The 17,053-nt window shown below is 47.2% G+C and carries 12 protein-coding genes and 1 pseudogene; 5 read left to right on the forward strand and 8 right to left on the reverse strand.

Going from position 1 to position 17,053, the window contains the following annotated elements:
• Positions 1-50: 50 nt before the first annotated feature.
• The 3 genes from ON05_RS17880 to ON05_RS17890 all read right to left on the reverse strand — a co-directional run bounded on the left by ON05_RS17880 (position 51) and on the right by ON05_RS17890 (position 3,541).
• Positions 51-1,007 carry a pentapeptide repeat-containing protein gene (locus ON05_RS17880; RefSeq protein WP_010480513.1) on the reverse strand — a complete coding sequence of 319 codons (957 nt, stop codon included), beginning with the start codon at positions 1,005-1,007 and terminating at the stop codon, positions 51-53.
• A 157-nt stretch (positions 1,008-1,164) separates the two neighbouring features.
• On the reverse strand, positions 1,165-1,476 hold the full coding sequence (locus ON05_RS17885; protein ID WP_010480514.1) for a hypothetical protein: 312 nt from the start codon (positions 1,474-1,476) through the stop codon (positions 1,165-1,167).
• A gap of 400 nt (positions 1,477-1,876) precedes the next feature.
• Positions 1,877-3,541 (reverse strand): adenylate/guanylate cyclase domain-containing protein, encoded by a 1,665-nt coding sequence (locus ON05_RS17890; protein ID WP_029315734.1) that lies wholly within the window; start codon positions 3,539-3,541, stop codon positions 1,877-1,879.
• A gap of 355 nt (positions 3,542-3,896) precedes the next feature.
• On the opposite strand from ON05_RS17890, the gene ON05_RS17895 reads away from it, so the two are divergent.
• Complete coding sequence (locus tag ON05_RS17895) at positions 3,897-5,471, forward strand: protein kinase domain-containing protein (RefSeq protein WP_010480518.1); 1,575 nt, start codon at positions 3,897-3,899, stop codon at positions 5,469-5,471.
• Here ON05_RS17895 and ON05_RS17900 read toward each other — a convergent pair.
• Positions 5,468-5,995, reverse strand: coding sequence for a hypothetical protein (locus ON05_RS17900; RefSeq protein WP_010480520.1), 528 nt, complete (start codon positions 5,993-5,995; stop codon positions 5,468-5,470). The genes ON05_RS17895 and ON05_RS17900 overlap by 4 nt on opposite strands.
• Positions 5,996-6,460: 465 nt before the next feature.
• On the opposite strand from ON05_RS17900, the gene ON05_RS17905 reads away from it, so the two are divergent.
• Together ON05_RS17905 and ON05_RS17910 are read left to right on the forward strand one after the other, a co-directional pair.
• Positions 6,461-7,417, forward strand: coding sequence for a DMT family transporter (locus ON05_RS17905; RefSeq protein WP_010480522.1), 957 nt, complete (start codon positions 6,461-6,463; stop codon positions 7,415-7,417).
• Between the two features lie 389 nt (positions 7,418-7,806).
• On the forward strand, positions 7,807-7,959 hold the full coding sequence (locus ON05_RS17910; protein WP_010480524.1) for a high light inducible protein: 153 nt from the start codon (positions 7,807-7,809) through the stop codon (positions 7,957-7,959).
• A 112-nt stretch (positions 7,960-8,071) separates the two neighbouring features.
• On the opposite strand, the gene ON05_RS17915 is transcribed toward ON05_RS17910, so the two are convergent.
• The 4 genes and pseudogenes from ON05_RS17915 to ON05_RS17930 all read right to left on the reverse strand — a co-directional run bounded on the left by ON05_RS17915 (position 8,072) and on the right by ON05_RS17930 (position 13,571).
• Positions 8,072-10,354 carry a family 16 glycosylhydrolase gene (locus tag ON05_RS17915; RefSeq protein WP_010480526.1) on the reverse strand — a complete coding sequence of 761 codons (2,283 nt, stop codon included), beginning with the start codon at positions 10,352-10,354 and terminating at the stop codon, positions 8,072-8,074.
• A gap of 232 nt (positions 10,355-10,586) precedes the next feature.
• A complete protein-coding gene (locus ON05_RS17920; protein WP_139026170.1) occupies positions 10,587-10,940 on the reverse strand; it encodes a hypothetical protein in 354 nt (117 codons plus the stop codon).
• Between the two features lie 177 nt (positions 10,941-11,117).
• A pseudogene (locus ON05_RS17925) lies at positions 11,118-12,208 on the reverse strand (ISAs1 family transposase).
• 94 nt (positions 12,209-12,302) lie between these two features.
• Positions 12,303-13,571 carry a glycosyltransferase gene (locus ON05_RS17930; protein WP_050857441.1) on the reverse strand — a complete coding sequence of 423 codons (1,269 nt, stop codon included), beginning with the start codon at positions 13,569-13,571 and terminating at the stop codon, positions 12,303-12,305.
• 311 nt (positions 13,572-13,882) lie between these two features.
• Here ON05_RS17930 and ON05_RS17935 point away from each other — a divergent pair, with 311 nt between their 5' ends.
• Complete coding sequence (locus ON05_RS17935; protein WP_010471100.1) at positions 13,883-15,556, forward strand: SulP family inorganic anion transporter; 1,674 nt, start codon at positions 13,883-13,885, stop codon at positions 15,554-15,556.
• Positions 15,557-15,665: 109 nt separating this feature from the next.
• The gene (locus ON05_RS17940) at positions 15,666-17,033 is read left to right on the forward strand and encodes a cation:proton antiporter (RefSeq protein WP_010471102.1); all 1,368 of its coding nucleotides are present in this window, start codon (positions 15,666-15,668) and stop codon (positions 17,031-17,033) included.
• Positions 17,034-17,053 lie beyond the last annotated feature (20 nt).

A 17,053-nucleotide genomic window follows, 5' to 3' on the forward strand; every position in this document is an offset into this window, starting at 1 on the left:
TTCATCATTCGGTGAAGTCCGGTGGATCAGAAACGATGGTTTAGAAACGGTTAAGGAACGGGTTGTGGATAGCTGACGGTTGAGGTATCTACAACGATGGGTTCATCCACAATCACATCGTCAAGATTGGCATCAATTAAATTGCTGCCAAATAAGTTGACCCCTCGTAAATCTGCTCCCTGTAAATTGGCTCCCATAAGGATAGCTTCGCTGAGGTTGGCCCCTCGCAGGTCTGCCTCACATAAGCAAGCGCCACCCAAATTGCTGCCAATTAAACTGGCGTCTGTTAAGGTGGCTTCACTTAAATCTGTACCAATCAGGACCGCATGGGATAAATCGGCCTGTTTGAGGTAAGCACCAATCATATCGGCTCCACTCAGATAGGCTTCGCGAAACGTGCATTGTTCTAGGGCAGTTTCGTTTAAACTCGCCAACATCAGTTCAGCCCGATTGAAATTGCTATGGCTGAGGAGCGTGCCGCTCAATTTAGCTCCAATCAGCTTCATACCTGCGAAATGGCGTTCACCTGCTGCATATTTTGCCAATATGCTTCGGCTAATATCTTCATCTCCTTCCAGATCTGCATGACTATGCTCTTCAATTGTTTGTAGCAATTTGAGAAGAGATTGAGATTGGGGGCCGACCGTACTCAGCTGTTGTAATTGTTCAAAACGACGTCCTAGTTGTTGTCGAGAATGGTTGAGTTCTGCGAGCTGTTGGTCTATTTCTTCGACATGGTGGGCCACCATTTGCTGCATGCGCTGTTGTGCATCTTTGGAATGTTCACCAAGGTCTAACAGTTCTTTAATTTCGTGTAGGGAGAGGCCAAAATTTTGGGCACTGCGAATGATTTGTAATCGGTTTTGAGCGGCTGTGGTGTAGAGACGATAGCCGGATCGATTCCGTTCGGGTTGTTTCAGGAGTCCAAGTTGCTCATAATAGCGAATGGCTTGGGGAGAGACACCAAATTTACTGGCGAGTTGGCCAATGAGCAGTCCAGTCGTCATTTCATTATCAGGGATTAGAAATCCAAGTTTTTTATCGGTTATTCTTAGGATGCCCAAATAAAAAGGCAATTTAGCGGAGTAAAGACGACAAACTCCAGCAAAAATTGCCTTTGACTGATATAAGGTTTAAGAGAAATAGTTTGGATTTGACTGTTAGTTAAGCCACGGCAGCCACTAAATGATTTGTAGTTTTTGGTCCAACTTTTTCTTTGAGAACATCTTGAATTTGGCGTAAATAATCTTCGGCAACTTCTTGAGGAAAATTGAGGTGAATGGTGAGATTAGGATTGCTGCTATAGATGTGTAATGAGCCATAGGTGGGTAACCAGCCTGAGAAGCCAGCGACCTGTGTATAGGCGATAAATTGGAAAGCCCGAGTGCTGGGGTTAGAGTACTCAATCCCGCTTTCTGTAAGGGTAATAATGACATCGCTGTTTGCATCTTTGGGATGAAAACCTTTGAATTCCATTCTCATGACAGACTCCTAGACATGGGTCAATTTAATGTGCTCAATCTGGTGTTTGCGGAGTATTCTTTTATAGAATATTTTTGCTAAAAAAGAGTAAGTTTTCTATTTGTCGTGAGTACGAAAGCAGAAAAAGAATGACTCTTTAGTCAGATTGGATATTTCAATATTGCCCAAAAAGTAGTTCTATCTAACTTGATAATGTTGTGGCGTTCAAGTAAAAAATTTAGACTGTATTTAATTTTTGTCGGAGATATATGAAGACTCAAACAACTTATTTTTTGTGTATACAAAATAGACAGAAAGATATACATCCTAAACGGTATTTTTGAATGCTTAACAGATGGGGCAGAGTTGTACTGGAGGTCCGTCTTTAGGCTGCTCTAGACCTGTACTAGCAAGTTTACGGTTCGCTAGCCATCACAGCTTGCCCTTGGGCAGGCGGGTTCTTTTGGTCCCAGAGTAGCCGATATAGCTGAATAGGGGCTTGAATGCCTTTGACTTGCACAGGTGTCAGCTGCTGGAGCGGTACGTCACACTGATGCAGTTCATTTAAGGTGCTTTGGGAGATCAAGATTTCTCCAGCACGGGCCACGTCACAAATACGACTACTGACGTTAGTGGTATTGCCAATGGTGCCGTATTGAAACAGTTGTTCAGACCCAATATTGCCAGCGGCAACGACGCCGGTGTTCACCCCAATATGAATCTGAATGTTAAAGTTCCACCGCTTGGCCCAGCGTTGATTCAGTTTGGAGACGGCTTTTTGCATGGCGATGGCGGCTTTCACTGCCCGCTCTGCATCGTTGGGATGTTGATAGGGGGCTCCCCAGACGGCCAAAAGGGCATCCCCAATATATTGCTCTAAGGTGCCTTCGTATCGAAAGACGATGCCCTCAACCATGACGCTAAAGTATTCGTTGAGCATGGCAATCACCTGCCGAGGTTCGAGGCGCGAGGAGAGCTCGGTAAAACGGCTGATATCGGCAAAGACGACAGTGACCTTGGTATCAATGATCTCTAATCGACTTTCCTCACTCAACTTTCGCCAGACGTTTTGCGGGAAAAAGCGTTCTAATTTGGTGCGCAGAACGGCTTCAGTTTGAATCTTTTTGTAGAGATGGGCATTGTCGATTGCGATCGCAGCCTGATTCGCTAATCCACCTAAAAATTCCAAATCTTCTTCCGAGTAGAGGGCGCGGACCGACAGGTTATCCGTATACAACACCCCAATCACTTCATCCCTGGGCTTGAGGGGGACGCACATGGCGGCATGGATGGCCTGCTGGACGATGGAGCGGGATTCGTGAAATCTGCGATCGCGGGCGGCATCATCCGTGAGGATGCCTTCGCCTGATTCATAGACAAAATTGGTGATGGTGGTGCTGTAAAAGCGAAGTCCCGTGGGAATACCACTCCGGAATTTGATCGCTTTTTGTTCTAGCTCCTGGGTTTGAGGATTGACCAGGAGAATTAAACCCCGGTCAACGGTCATAATCTCGAACAGCAAATCGAGAATTTTATCGAGCAGTTCTTCTAACTCTTTAGGAGAAGACAGCTGCTGACTGACTTCGAGCAAAATTTTGAGCTTATCAACAGAGCGGGTTTGATCGTCCTGCTGTTTTAACTTTAAGCCGACGCCTGATTGGCCAGGGGCATCCGGCTCCAGTAAATCTTGCAGCTCAATCCGAGTATTTTCTGGAGCAAAACGACTAATGATGGAAAGGGATTGATCCGGGGGTGGACTGGGGGGACTCAGATCGGGAATGGTGGCCGTCAAGTTCCAGGTGATTTGCATATCTATGGTCCCGAACCGGACCCGATCACCATCTTTGAGATGGCATTGCTGAATCGGCTGATCATTCACATAGGTATGGTTGAGGCTATCTAGATCCTTGAGAACAGCCTGACCATTTTCTTGGACCATTAGCTCCGCATGATGACGCGATAAGCTCGGGTGCATCAGCACAATATGATTGTCTAACCCCCGGCCAATCGAATTGGATCCTGTAACCAAGGTGTAGGATTTGGGATTTGGTGCATTGGGGGGAGCCACTAAGTACGGCACATGCACTCCTGTCGTGGATAACGCGTCTTGATCACAACTTTAGAGATAGTTTAAAGGTTACCAATCGCTAAATCAGGGGAAGTTAAACACTATATTAATGTCTAAATTCAAGAACTCCCAATAATTGGGTGAGTTTTAGGTTGGCTTTGGTTCCAGATGTTGCCTGATTGATTTACACAATAAGGAAGCTCAATCACAATAAAAGGGAGGTTACCGTTTTGGCAACGACTGATGTTCTGAGTCAGTCGGGGACTCGCAAGTTTTGGCGGCGATGGGGGCAGACTGACACATATACAGATGGCGCTTGAGGTCGGACTCAAGTTATGACTGAGAGACAGGTTGAGACTGAGCTGTTATGACCAAACTCTTAAATAACCGTTATCAAGTTCTGGATGTGTTAGGGGGCGGTGGCTTTAGCACCACGTTTTTGGTCGAAGACACCCATATGCCCTCTCGGCGTCGCTGTGTCTTAAAACAGCTCAAGCCCGTGAGCGTTGACCCCTCGATTCAAACCCTGGTGCAAGAGCGGTTTCAGCGGGAAGCGGCCATTTTAGAAACCTTAGGGGAAGTCTCGGATCAGATTCCCCGACTGTATGCCTACTTTACGGAAGCCCATCAATATTATCTAGTCCAAGAGCTGATCGAAGGACGAACCCTAGCAGAAGTGATCCAGACGCAAGGCGCGCTCAGTGAAGCGACGGTCCTCGATATTTTGATGAGATTGCTGCCAATTATCGATCTGATTCATCAACGAGGCATTATTCATCGCGATATTAAGCCAGAAAATATTATCTTGCGCAACCAGGATGGCAAACCGGTCTTAATTGACTTTGGGGCGGTGAAAGAGACCCTAGGGACGGTGATGAATCCCCAGGGCCAACCCACTAGCTCTGTGGTGATTGGCACTCCTGGATTTATGGCGACTGAGCAATCCCGAGGCTTTCCTACTTATGCCAGTGATTTGTATAGTTTGGGGCTGACGGCCATTTATTTGCTCACGGGTAAGTTTCCCCATGAGCTGAATATCGATCCCCAAACTAGCCAATTACGCTGGCATCAATCGGTACTGAATGTATCTCCTGGGTTCGCGACGGTTCTCGATCGATCCATTAACCTGGCAGCCCGTGATCGCTATGCATCAGCCCCTGACTTTTTGCAAGCGCTCCGCGATAGCACGATCAAACCTGACGCCAGTGCGTCTGTAGCCAATGCCCCCGAAGCCAAGGCGGCGGTGCCACCGCCTGCCCCTACCCCCGCCTATGCTGAGCCGATCCCGGTGGTTTCGCCAGAGAAGTTGCCCACGAATACCGCTGCACATACGTCTGTGCCAGAGCCAGAGCCTAGCTTTACTCCTAAGAAAGTCGGGATACTGAGTGCGATCGCACTCGCGTCTGCGGTGGTTAGCTTTGTGGCCGTCCAACAGCTATGGCCAGTGATGGCAGGACTTTTAGCGGGCCGTACCGATGATCCTAGCCCCACGGAAATTAGCCCTGGCGTATCGCCCACTGATACACCTGAGGCATCATCCAGCCCGACTCCAGAGATATCGCCTAGTGTGACGCCAGAGGTTTCGCCCAGTGTGACGCCAGAGGTTTCGCCGCCGCCGACCCAATTTGCTGCGATTGCCTACTCCATCCCCACAGGTACTTATGGGTATGGGTTGCGGTATCCGTCTCAGGTGGCTGCCGAACAACGGGCTCTTCAAGAATGTAATCAGCGTGTCCCTGCTCAAGATTGTCAAGCCTTGTTTTGGTTTAAAAATGCCTGTGGGAGTTTAGTCCGGGCCACATCGGGAGCCTATGGCTGGGCGTGGAGTGAAACTATTCAGGAAGCAGAGCAAGAAGCGCGCAAGCAATGTTCTAGCTTTGGGGGCACCGATTGTCAAATTTTGCTGAACCTGTGTAGCGATCGCGTGATCCAATCCAGCTAAGCCGTCGTTTTCTCTAAATATCGGCGAACCCCTACCCCCATTTGGGTGAGGTTAGGGCCGATCTTTTGACTCAGTAACTCTTCTACAAACCCTGCCACTTGACTCCTTAAAAAGTCGGGAATGCCGTCAATTTTGCGAGGATAGATAATCAACTCTCCCCGATTCTCGACAATCGTGGTGTCCCCCTGCTCGCGAAAGAGATTTTTGCCAGAACAAGACACGGCTTCTGTGAACGCATGGGTTGTAATCCGCCACTCCAATGAAAAATCGGCTTCATTCCAAATATTATGTTCAGTCCAAGACAGCATTTGCTCGTCAATAAAGGCCTTGGCAATAGTCGGAATATCACCACCCCCATGCCATTCATTGGTACAAATCACTCGCTGATCTTCTCGCTGGTAAGTCTTGGGCTCAATATGATGCACATTGTCCATATAGGGTAAGAGTTCTTGTAATTTATCCCGGTAAGTTGCAAATACAAGGGATCTAGGAAATGGGATGTGGGCATCTACAGAGATGTTCATATTGAGCTGACCGATAACAAACACATATAAGCAACCGAATGGGAGTCAATGGATGATGGATTTACAAGCTTCTATGTAGATATCGCATTTATATGGCTTCTGCGTTTAGATGTAGTAAAAATCAATGAAATTAAAGTGTTTGTTGAACAGTTTTTTTATAGGTTCACATCATGTTAGTGTAGGGCGTTGAAAACCCTTAAACCCCTGATGGGTAAGCTTTATCTCTACCTCGCTGTTCAATAGCTTGGCTTAATCTCTCCCTATTCTGGCAGCATCTTAACCTGAATGCTCAAATCAGAGGTTTTAAGACTCCAAGAGGGTGAGACAATTGTAAGCAAATAGAGTGATAAATGCTCTAGCCAAAGTATTTTTTAGATTCGTTAACGTTTTAGCTCACTTCTCATCAAAACTCTTCCTAAATCGGTTTAGGAAGCACCAGTGTGTGTGGAAGCAAAGGTTCACCTTATGACATTCAAACTATCGCAGGCTAAACATCCTTGGAGACTTTCGGCGGAACTACTCCCATTTTTAGCCATGTTAGCGGCGATTGTGGCTTTATCCTTAGCTGCTATTTTTATCAAGTTAAGCGAACGTGAGTTGGGACCCTTTGCGACCATCTTTAATCGCTTTTGGGTGGCCTATATTGTCCTATGGGTGTGGCATGAGTGGGAGAGTCTTCGAGGGTCGACAGAAGCAGTCAAAGAAATTGAATATACTCGACGGGATCAAGGATTACTGGTTGCAGCAGCCCTGATGTTTTGGGGGTGTATTGCCTTATGGGCTTGGTCTCTGACGCGCACAGAAGTGGCAAACTCAACGCTACTGCATAATCTCACCCCTTTATTCACCACCCTGGGAGGATGGTTACTGCTACAGCAGCGCTTTGATCGTCGCTTTGTTGTGGGGCTGGTGGTAGCAATCATCGGGGCAGTGGCTTTAAGCGTTGGAGATTTCCAAGTATCAACCTCTCATTTAACAGGCGATCTGGCCTCCCTCTTATCAGCCGTCTTTTCTGCAGCCAATTTGATGATTATTGAGCGACTGAGGGCTAAATTCTCTGTCAATACCATTCTCCAATGGTGCTGCTTTTGGGGGGCAATCTGGACCTTACCTGTCGTGTTACTGACCGAAGACCGCCTATTTCCGATCTCAGCCTCGGGTTGGCTATCAGTGATTTGTCTAGCCATTGTTTGCCAAGTGTTAGGCCAGGGACTACAAGCCTTTAGTTTGAAGCGGCTGTCGTCAGGACTAGTGGGTATTTTGCTACTCCTAGATCCAGTGTTAGCAGCCCTGACTGCTTGGGTGTTGTTTGCCGAGAGCTTGACCCTATTGAAGTGGACAGCTTTTTTTGTGGTTCTATTAGGTGTCTATTTGGCTAAGTCAAGTGATGTCGGTACCCATCCTGTTGAAGAAGGATCTTGACGGCTGATTGAATCTTAGACTCTGGACGAGGACATGCAATGCATCGGAAGTATTGCTCCCAAGATTGGATCTAATGGGAGAGGGGAGCTGTGTATAAATAACTTTACAGATAATGTTACAAACATCTCAAGATAGAGCTGACTAGGGATGGATAACAGAAGTGTAAATCTCTGATGAGTAGGATATGGGCCAAGATTTGAGAGTGCAGATTGAAACTTATACTTTTTGTAGAGAAAGGATTTGAGCCTACTTTTGCCTGGTTCCGTAGCCATCGATACATAGAGAATATAAATGATCAACATTGTCAAATAAACATTGTTATTTCTTATGATTCTCGTTACAATCGTATCCATCGGGCTAAACGCCTAGCAATTACGGAGTCACATGTCATGAGCACACAAAATCAAACTTTCGGATTCACTAGCTTTGCAGAGACCCTAGGTGGTCGCCTTGCAATGGTTGGTTTTTCGCTGGCCGTGATCACTGAAGTTCTAACTGGACAAGGGATTGTAGGTCAAATTGCAGCTTTACTGAGCTTCTAGTCTGAAGCTGCTGACTAAACCGCATAGTTTTGAGTAGAATAGTTCGCGCTTTAAGCCCCCAGCACTGCTGGGGGCTTTTCTTACATCTACCTACCCAGGGAAGGGTTTGTGATTAGACAAAGGCAAATCCTTGGCTAAAGTCATTGAGAGTGACTTGGGAAACCACGCCAATCAACTCATTGGTGGCTTGCTCATGCCAGATTTCTGTGGAGACGCCATCTTGAGCCAGTCCCAAGACATAGTCTGCGGCACTCCCTTGGAGTTGAATCACATCATCACTGAGAGTAAAATCCAGGATATTGGCATAATCGTTCGCCCCACTAGTGTTGACATCGCCATCGTCATAGAACAGACCGCTGGCATCTCCCAAGATGAACTGATCCAGACCCAGACCGCCCATCATGGTGTCGAGCCCTTCACTACCCCAGAGCACATCGTCTCCAGCACCACCATCCAGGTGATTGTCGCCAGTACCACCCGTCAAGGTGTCGTTACCTGCTTCACCCGCAAGGTCTCCTAAATCCTTACTTAAGACATCATCGGCTAAGCCACCATGGAGAATGCCAGAAGCATCTTGGTAGACTCGCACATAGTCAATATTGAGAGAACTTTGGTCGGGAGTATTGGCAGTGGGCTGCCCGGGCCAACCGCCTCCAATCGCTAGATTGGAGATCAGGTACATGGGGACATCAGGAATATCATGGGTGATTTCATACAGGGCTTGACCATCCACGAACCAGGTAATCTTATCGGCATCCCACTGGGCACCAAAGGTGTGAAAGTCAGCGCTGAAGTCAATATTGCTGAACACCTGCTCTCCACTTTCTGAGGCAATGTTGGATTGGCCATCGACATAGTGTAAGGAGGTGAAGATCCGATCCGTTTGGTCACCGAGTACTTCCATCACATCAATTTCTGGGGGCCAGCCACCATCGGTGGGCAGCATCCAAAAGGCTGGCCATAGGGCTTCACCACTGGGAACTTGAGCCCGAATCTCCATATAGCCATGGGTAAAGGCTTGCTTGTTGTGGCTGGAGATCATCCCGGAGGTGTAGTCAAAGGTCTGGGTATCGGCATAACCTGCAAGGGGGTCGATGATGTTAGCCGTAATACCCTGGTCGAGTTTTTGGCCCAGCAGTTTAAGCGTCCCGTTCTCAATGTCCATGCCGTCATAGGTGACGCCATCAATGACCTCGTTGTCACCCACGTAATATTGAGCTTCGTTATTCCAGAGGTTGGTGCGACCGTTGTAGTGATTGTGGTGGGTATAGCGAGTATTCCAGAAAGACTCATCTAAAGACGTGCCGTCAAATTCATCCTGAAAGACGAGTTCCCAATTGGAATCATTCGCTGGATGCCAGTCAGTGGCATTGGGGTTATCGGTATAGTCAAAGTAATTGGCTGAAAGAACGACACTGTCAGCTTTTAAGTTTTCAACCACTGCGACCAATTCGTCAGTGCTATCCCAAGTACCGTTGTTATTGGTATCCAGATAGATACCAGCATTTTCACCAGAGAATTGAGATTGGAGGCTGGTGGGAATATCAGAGACCACATAGTCATTGGCACTGCCATGCAGTTGAATGCTGTCTTGGAGGCGATTGAGGTCTTGAATAACCGCATAATCGTTGTCGCCCTGGGTAGTGGCATTGCCATCATCGTAATAGGCAGAGATGGAATCTCCTAGGATGAAGGCATCGGCTCCTTCGCCGCCGAGCAAGGTATCGATGGTATTAACGCCACTGTGGCTGTTGTTGGAGGCTCTTACGCCATCTAGGACATCATCTTGAGCACCACCATTGAGGGAGTCGTTGCCTTTGCCGCCCCAGAGTTGGTCATTACCTGTACCACCGTCGAGGGTGTCATGGCCGTTGCCCCCTTCTAGGCTATCTTGGCCAGTATAGCCATACAAGACGTCTGTGCCGCCATTTCCATAGAGGACATCATCTCCGGCTCCCCCATCCAGGAGGTCAGCTCCACCTCTGCCATAGAGCGTATCGTTATCATTTTCTCCATAAAGGGAGTCTTGACCTGCGCCACCGTCTAAGAAATCGACGCCATCAAATCCGAAGATAAGGTCATCACCATCGTTGCCGTAGAGGAAATCGTCACTGACGTCTCCAAAGATCAAGTCATTGCCACCCTGGCCACTAATCGTATCGTTTCCAGCACCGCCATTTAGGGTGTCATCACCATCGCCGCCATCTAGGGAATCATCCCCTAAGCTGCCGTAAATCTCATCATTTCCTTCTTCGCCAAAGAGGGTATCGTTGCCGTTATAACCGTAGAGTTTATCGTTACCTTTTCTGCCGTAAACGATGTAGTCGACTAGATCTTCCCAGCCACCCCAAATATCATCTCCATCACTTAAAAAAAATGATTTTATAGTTCTCATTGATCAATCCTTTTTGTGTGTATCCTTTGTGCCTTGGAAGACATTTTTGTGTTGTGTAAGTCGATTCTAAATTTTCTATTTAGCTGTAATGTCAATAGATTATTTGATTAGTATTTCCTATAATTTTTCGCAAAAGTGAGTTGCATAAGTTTTATGCAACTCATAAACAAAATATTAAATTGTGTGCTTCTTAGCTTTAATTTATGAATTGAATATGGCTTCAATCTATGATTTAGAATGAATCAAATGGCGAATATCCAGTGATAGAATGACAGCACTCTAGTTGAGTCGATAAATGGATGTAACCTAGGCCAACTGTGAAATTGTAAGCTGTTTGAAAAAGTTCAGCAATAACTTTTGCACCATAACTATCGATTAAGCGAGTATTCTGAAAATCTAATACAATATATTTATTTGAAGTGATAGCTTCACAGATTGTTTGGAATAGTTTTTCTGTGTATTCTTGATTGCTTTGTGTCACATATTTAGGCATGACTAATATACAAGTCTGATAGCTTTTGTGGGTAATAGAACTAGTTTTTAAAGAAGCGGAAACATGTTCTTTTAGTAATGTGGCGTAAGACATGGTTTATCGTTCCAATGAGTCGAATTTGGCTCTCAGTAATATACTTACTATGTAGGCCAACTCATCTACTATGGCAGTCCCATGTATGCAAACATGTTTTTGCCAAATAAAAATAGGTATAAGTTTTGTATAACAATTTCTGGAATGGCAAAAAGCAGGTGTAGATCCAGGGCTGTTTTAAGTTAGCAGCGAAAAAATAATATCGACCCGATTAGCAAGCTTAGTCATCGCGGTTTTGAGGGATTGATAGTCGTTTAGCCGCAGGATATTAATCCCAATAGTTCTAAGCACTGACCAATTGAGCAGTGCTTGTTCATCTTCGAGTCGATAATCATCTTCGCCAAAAACAACATCCTTCGGCCAATGCAACCGATTTTCAATGCCCCAATGTTCTCGGACCAGAGATTGCCAATGATGGGGTGAGGTGGCAGCTGAACTGATGTAATAGGCCGTGTTGTGATACTCCTTTCCTTTGCTTTGTGCCCCATCGTTGGACACAAAGCACAGAGCGAATTGCCTCCCATTCCTGTAAGGCTATGCCGACAGGCTCATAAACCTGTATACACCGATGTTCATCTCGTCCTCTACTTTGGGCGGAGTGGATGTGCTCAGCCATGGGTTTAAGACACTCAAAGTAAGTCTGGAGGTGGTCGTAAAGTCTTCCCTGATTGGATTTGACCGCCACAAGATAGTCGTTACCCGAGGCCACAATCTTCTCAAGTGTTTTTTTGGGCGTGTAAGGCATCCATGGTAATCAGCAAGCCATCGAGTTGAAGGGTTTCCAACAAAGCCTGGACGACTTTGATTTCGCTATTATCCTCCTGAGTGAGGGCTTCGAGCTTGAGGGTGGTGCCTGCTTCCACCGCAAATAAACTCACCAACCCTACAAAACGCTGCTTCCCCTTGGCATCTGTCAGCCCCTGACGAATCCGTTTGCCATCAATGGAGGCTGCATAATTATCGGGAGAGTGAGTCTGGGCTTTCGAGAGCATCCATGCTTCAAATTGGTGGCTCAACGCTTGGAAGTCAAGACCCTTCATCACTCGACGAAAGGTACAGTGAGACGGAACTTCGAGGCTCTCAAGCCCCAATAGCTCACTTAAAGGCTGGCGATAATCGCTCACAAAGGTTTCTAACGGACGGTACCCTTGATATCCAGCAAGCATGCCCATCACCATCAATAGCAACAGCAGCCATAACGGATGAATACGGCCATGGGCACTGCGGAAATCCGGGACTTGCTTCAAAGTATCGATTAGATGGCTCATCGGTCTCTCTACTGTTGGTCAGTAGAACCATCCTATTTTTTCTAGGAGGAACGTAAAACAACCCTGGGTGTAGATCGCTTGAAGAGCTACCGTTTTAGGCGGTCATTTGCAAAATATGCTGTTGATAGAGTTGACTCAACTGCTGGGCTACACCTTGCCAGCTAAAGGTTGTTTCTACTCGTTTGCGGGCGGCGAGTCCCCATTGTTCTCTGAGAGCAGGATCTGCCAAAATTTGATCAATGGCTCGGGAAAATCCAGGAATATCTTTGGCCGGGATGAGTAAGCCCGTTTCATGGGGTAGAACGGTGAACTGTAGCCCCCCTACATCGCTGGCAATCACGGGTGTTCGGCTAGCCATTGATTCTATGGCGACTAGGCCAAAGGGTTCATAGTGACTCGGAACGACGCTGACATCAGCTGCTGCATAGTAGTAGGGCAAGGCGTCATTGCTAATTCGCCCCGGAAATTGTGTATGGTCGGCTAGATCGAGATCTTGAACGATACCTTCAATGCGATCGCGTTCCCAACCGTCTTTTTCCCCCGGACGACTACCCCCCCCAATAATCAAGCGTAAGGAGTCATCTGTCCTAAATTTAGACTGAGCCATGGCCCGGACGAGGGTTTCAATGCCTTTGCGAGGGTCAAAGCGACCAATATAGAAGACGACTTTAGCGTCTAGGGGAATGTCCAACTTTTGGCGGGCCTCGGCTCGGGTCATCGCTCCATAGCGACCAATGTCGGTGCCACAGGGAATGACTTGAATATTGCCACGGGATGAAAGATGCGATCGCATATGAGCTTCTTCCTGAGGACTCGTGGCCACAATACAGTCCGCAGCTTCTAAGCATTGCTTTTCGATCGCGAGCCGAGTCTTCGCAATGGTAGGAATATTGGGAACATTGGCATACTTGATCGCCCCTAGGGAGTGGTATGTATGCATTTGAACCAGAGGTTGGTGCTGTTTTAGTTCCATGCCGACCCAGCTGGACAGCCAATAATTCGTGTGCACCAAAGGATATTGACAGCCTTCTTGCTGTTGAAACCCTAGAAGTTCTCTGACGAATTGTGGTAGATACTCAAAAATTTCGTCCCGACTCACAAATTCAGTGGGGCCAGCAGTTAGGCGAATGGTGCGACAACCAGAGCAATGTTGGACCTGCTCAGCTTGTTGAGGGTGAGCCTTTCGGGTAAACATATCTACCTGCCAGCCGAGATGAGCTAGCGCTTCACCTACTTGGCGGACATAGACATTTTGTCCACCTGCTTCTTCTGCACCGATCTCAACTGCAGGATCACCATGTACAGAAATCAGTGCAACTTTGGTTGGCGGTCCATGGGGTGAGATTGGACTAAATGGACTCATGACCCTGCGCAGAACTAAGTAACACTTAGCAAGAATACTTCCAAAATTTGCAAAATAAATCAACAAATATTTATACAAAGCATAGCCTACAACCACCCTTTCCCTGATGAATTGCTGTGTTTCTCAACAATCGCCCAGCAAAAAAATGCTGAATGCGGAAATGATCCCCATTGTGATCCCTTTCCATAAGCTGGGGTTTTCGTATCCATTAGACATCAAAAACAGCAATTATCCGTAAATGCTTTGTTATAGATTTAATCCAATGTATATTGTTGTTAACATTGATTAAAGTCAACTAAAAGCGCTGACCTATGCAGATAACGAACCGAATCCATTTCCGAAACTTTAGCGGTGACCTCTTTGGGGGGATCACCGCTGCTGTTATTGCTTTGCCTATGGCTTTGACCTTTGGGGTTGCATCTGGTGCAGGTCCTGCTGCGGGCCTTTACGGTGCCATCTTGGTGGGCTTCTTTGCGGCTTTGTTTGGGGGCACGCCTACCCTGATCTCTGAACCTACGGGTCCGATGACTGTCATTATGACAGCGGTCATTGCCAATCTCACAGCAGCAAATTCAGAAAAAGGCTTAGCGATGGCCTTTACGGTGGTGATGATGGCAGGGGTATTCCAGATTCTGTTTGGTGTTCTGCGCTTAGGGAAATACGTCACCCTGATGCCCTATACCGTTGTGTCGGGCTTTATGTCAGGGATTGGCATCATTTTGGTGATCCTGCAGCTGGGACCCTTTTTAGGGGAGGCAGCGCCCAAAGGTGGGGTGCTAGGTACGCTCAGGGAGTTACCGACTCTTTTGTCGGAAATTAACGGCGCTGCGTTGTTTTTAAGCCTATTAACGGTAGCCATCATTGTCCTGATCCCGATCATTGTGCCCACTCAACTCAAGAAGTGGTTCCCACCTCAATTGGTTGCCCTATTAGTGGGTACCTTTGTCGCACTGTGGTTGTTCCCAGGTGCCAGCGTTGATCGGATTGCACCTTTTGAGGCCGGGTTGCCGACCCTACGAATGCCTGTTTTTACCCAGAGCGAACTGCAGCTGATGGTTGTGGATGCGATTATTTTGGCCGTTTTAGGGTGTATTGATGCCCTGTTAACCTCTGTGGTGGCTGATAGTCTAACCCGCACAGAGCATAACTCTAATAAGGAACTGATCGGCCAAGGGATTGGCAACCTAGTGTCTGGTTTGTGTGGTGGTATTGCAGGTGCTGGAGCGACGATGGGCACCGTGGTCAATATTCAAGCGGGTGGGCGAACGGCCCTCTCTGGTTTGACTCGCGCTTTTATCTTGTTGATTGTTGTGCTCTGGGCAGCCCCTTTAACCCAGAATATTCCCTTAGCCGTACTGGCGGGAATTGCCCTCAAGGTGGGGATTGACATTATTGACTGGGATTTCTTAAAGCGGGCTCATCAAGTGTCTTGGAAAGGGACCGCCATTATGTATGGGGTGATTGCCCTCACCGTTTTTGTTGACCTGATGGTGGCTGTGGGGATTGGGGTGTTTATTGCCAATATCGTTACGATTGATCGCCTGAGTACCCTGCAATCCAAATCAGTGAAGGCCATCACTGATGCAGACGATGAAATTCAACTGACAGAGGAAGAGAAAAAACTCCTCGATCAGGGCCAAGGACGCATGTTGCTCTTTCATTTAAGTGGTCCCATGATTTTTGGTGTGGCGAAAGCAATTTCACGAGAACAAAAAGCACTGAAATATTGTGAGGCTTTGGTTCTAGACTTGAGTGATGTGCCTCATATGGGGGTTACCTCGTCCTTGACCATTGAGAACGCGATTGAAGAAGCTCTCGACAAAGGTTGTTCTGTTTTTGTGGTTGGGGCTGCTGGCCAAACGAAACGCCGTCTAGGCAAATTAGGGATTTGGGACCGTCTTCCCCCGGAAAATTTATTGGCAACTCGAGTAGAAGCGTTGCGCAAAAGTGTCGCAGGTCTGGATCACTATGCGACCTCCGGTTGAGAATAGCTCACCCTTAATGTCTGGATGCTTAATCAAGGATGTTTTTCTGATTTGACAGATTATTGTTCACTTAATGTGGGATATGAATACATTCATCGATACTTTATCAATGTCACCGCTTCTCCAAGGCGGCATTTCTCAGCCTTGGTTAATCGCTGCAGCTAATGCAGATGAAGCGCCCCTCATCCTCTCAGGGGTACTCCTTAGCCTAGTGGTCATTTATCTGGCTAGTAAGCTTGGCGGTGAGTTATCACAGCTCTTAAACTTACCGCCTGTATTAGGAGAACTAGTGGGGGGTGTGGCCATTGGGGCCTCAGCCTTGCACCTGCTGGTCTTTGCGGAAGGTGGAACGGTGGCTGCCGATTCGGCCTTAATGCCGATTCTGCAGTTTATTGGCGGCAATCTTAGTGCGGAATCGATTACCTCAATTTTTGAAAGCCAGAGCGAAATCATTGAGATTTTGTCTGAGCTGGGGGTAATTATTCTGTTGTTTGAGATTGGCTTAGAGTCGGATCTCAGAGAACTGACGGAAGTGGGCTATCAGGCGGTGTTAGTGGCGGTTGTTGGAGTGGTGGCTCCCTTTACTGCAGGAACAGCCGGATTAATTCTCCTGTTCAATATGCCCACGATTCCCTCGATTTTTGCTGGAGCAGCGTTGACGGCAACCAGTATTGGTATTACCTCCAAAGTCCTGTCTGAATTGGGCTTTCTCAAATCAAAAGAAGGCCAAATCATTGTGGGGGCTGCCATTATTGATGATGTGTTAGGCATTATCGTCTTGGCGGTGGTGGCTAGCTTGGCGAAAACGGGCGAAGTCGATATCGTTAATGTTCTGTATTTGATTGGTAGTGCCACGGCGTTTTTGGTGGGCTCCATTCTATTAGGTCGATTTTTCAATCAGGCCTTTGTGACCATTGCCGATCAGCTCCAAACTCGCGGCAAACTGGTGATTCCTGCTTTGAGTTTTGCTTTTCTTATGGCTTTCCTCGCCAATGCAATTCACCTAGAAGCGATTTTGGGTGCCTTTGCAGCAGGTTTAGTGCTCGATGAAACCGATAAGCGCAAAGAGCTGGATCAGCAGGTGGTTCCCATTGCCGATATTCTCGTGCCGGTTTTCTTTGTGACTGTAGGGGCAAAAGCTGACTTAAGCGTTTTGAATCCTGCTATTCCTGAAAACCGTGAAGGTCTTGTTATTGCTGCCTTTTTGATTGTGGTGGCGATGATTGGCAAGCTGATTACGGGTTGGACTGTGATCGGTCAGCCTGGGATTAATCGATTTGCCATTGGCGTCGGTATGATTCCTCGGGGAGAAGTAGGTCTAGTGTTTGCTGGTATCGGTTCAGCCAGCGGTGTCCTAGATAAGCCCTTAGAAGCGGCGATTATTACGATGGTGATTCTAACTACCTTTGTGGCGCCGCCGTTATTGCGGGTAGCGTTTAAAGGTGGTGCGATCGCAATTGAGTCTCCGGCTAACTAGCACATCTCGAGAACTGCGAT

The organism is Acaryochloris sp. CCMEE 5410 (assembly GCF_000238775.2).
Classification (GTDB): Bacteria; Cyanobacteriota; Cyanobacteriia; order Thermosynechococcales; family Thermosynechococcaceae; genus Acaryochloris.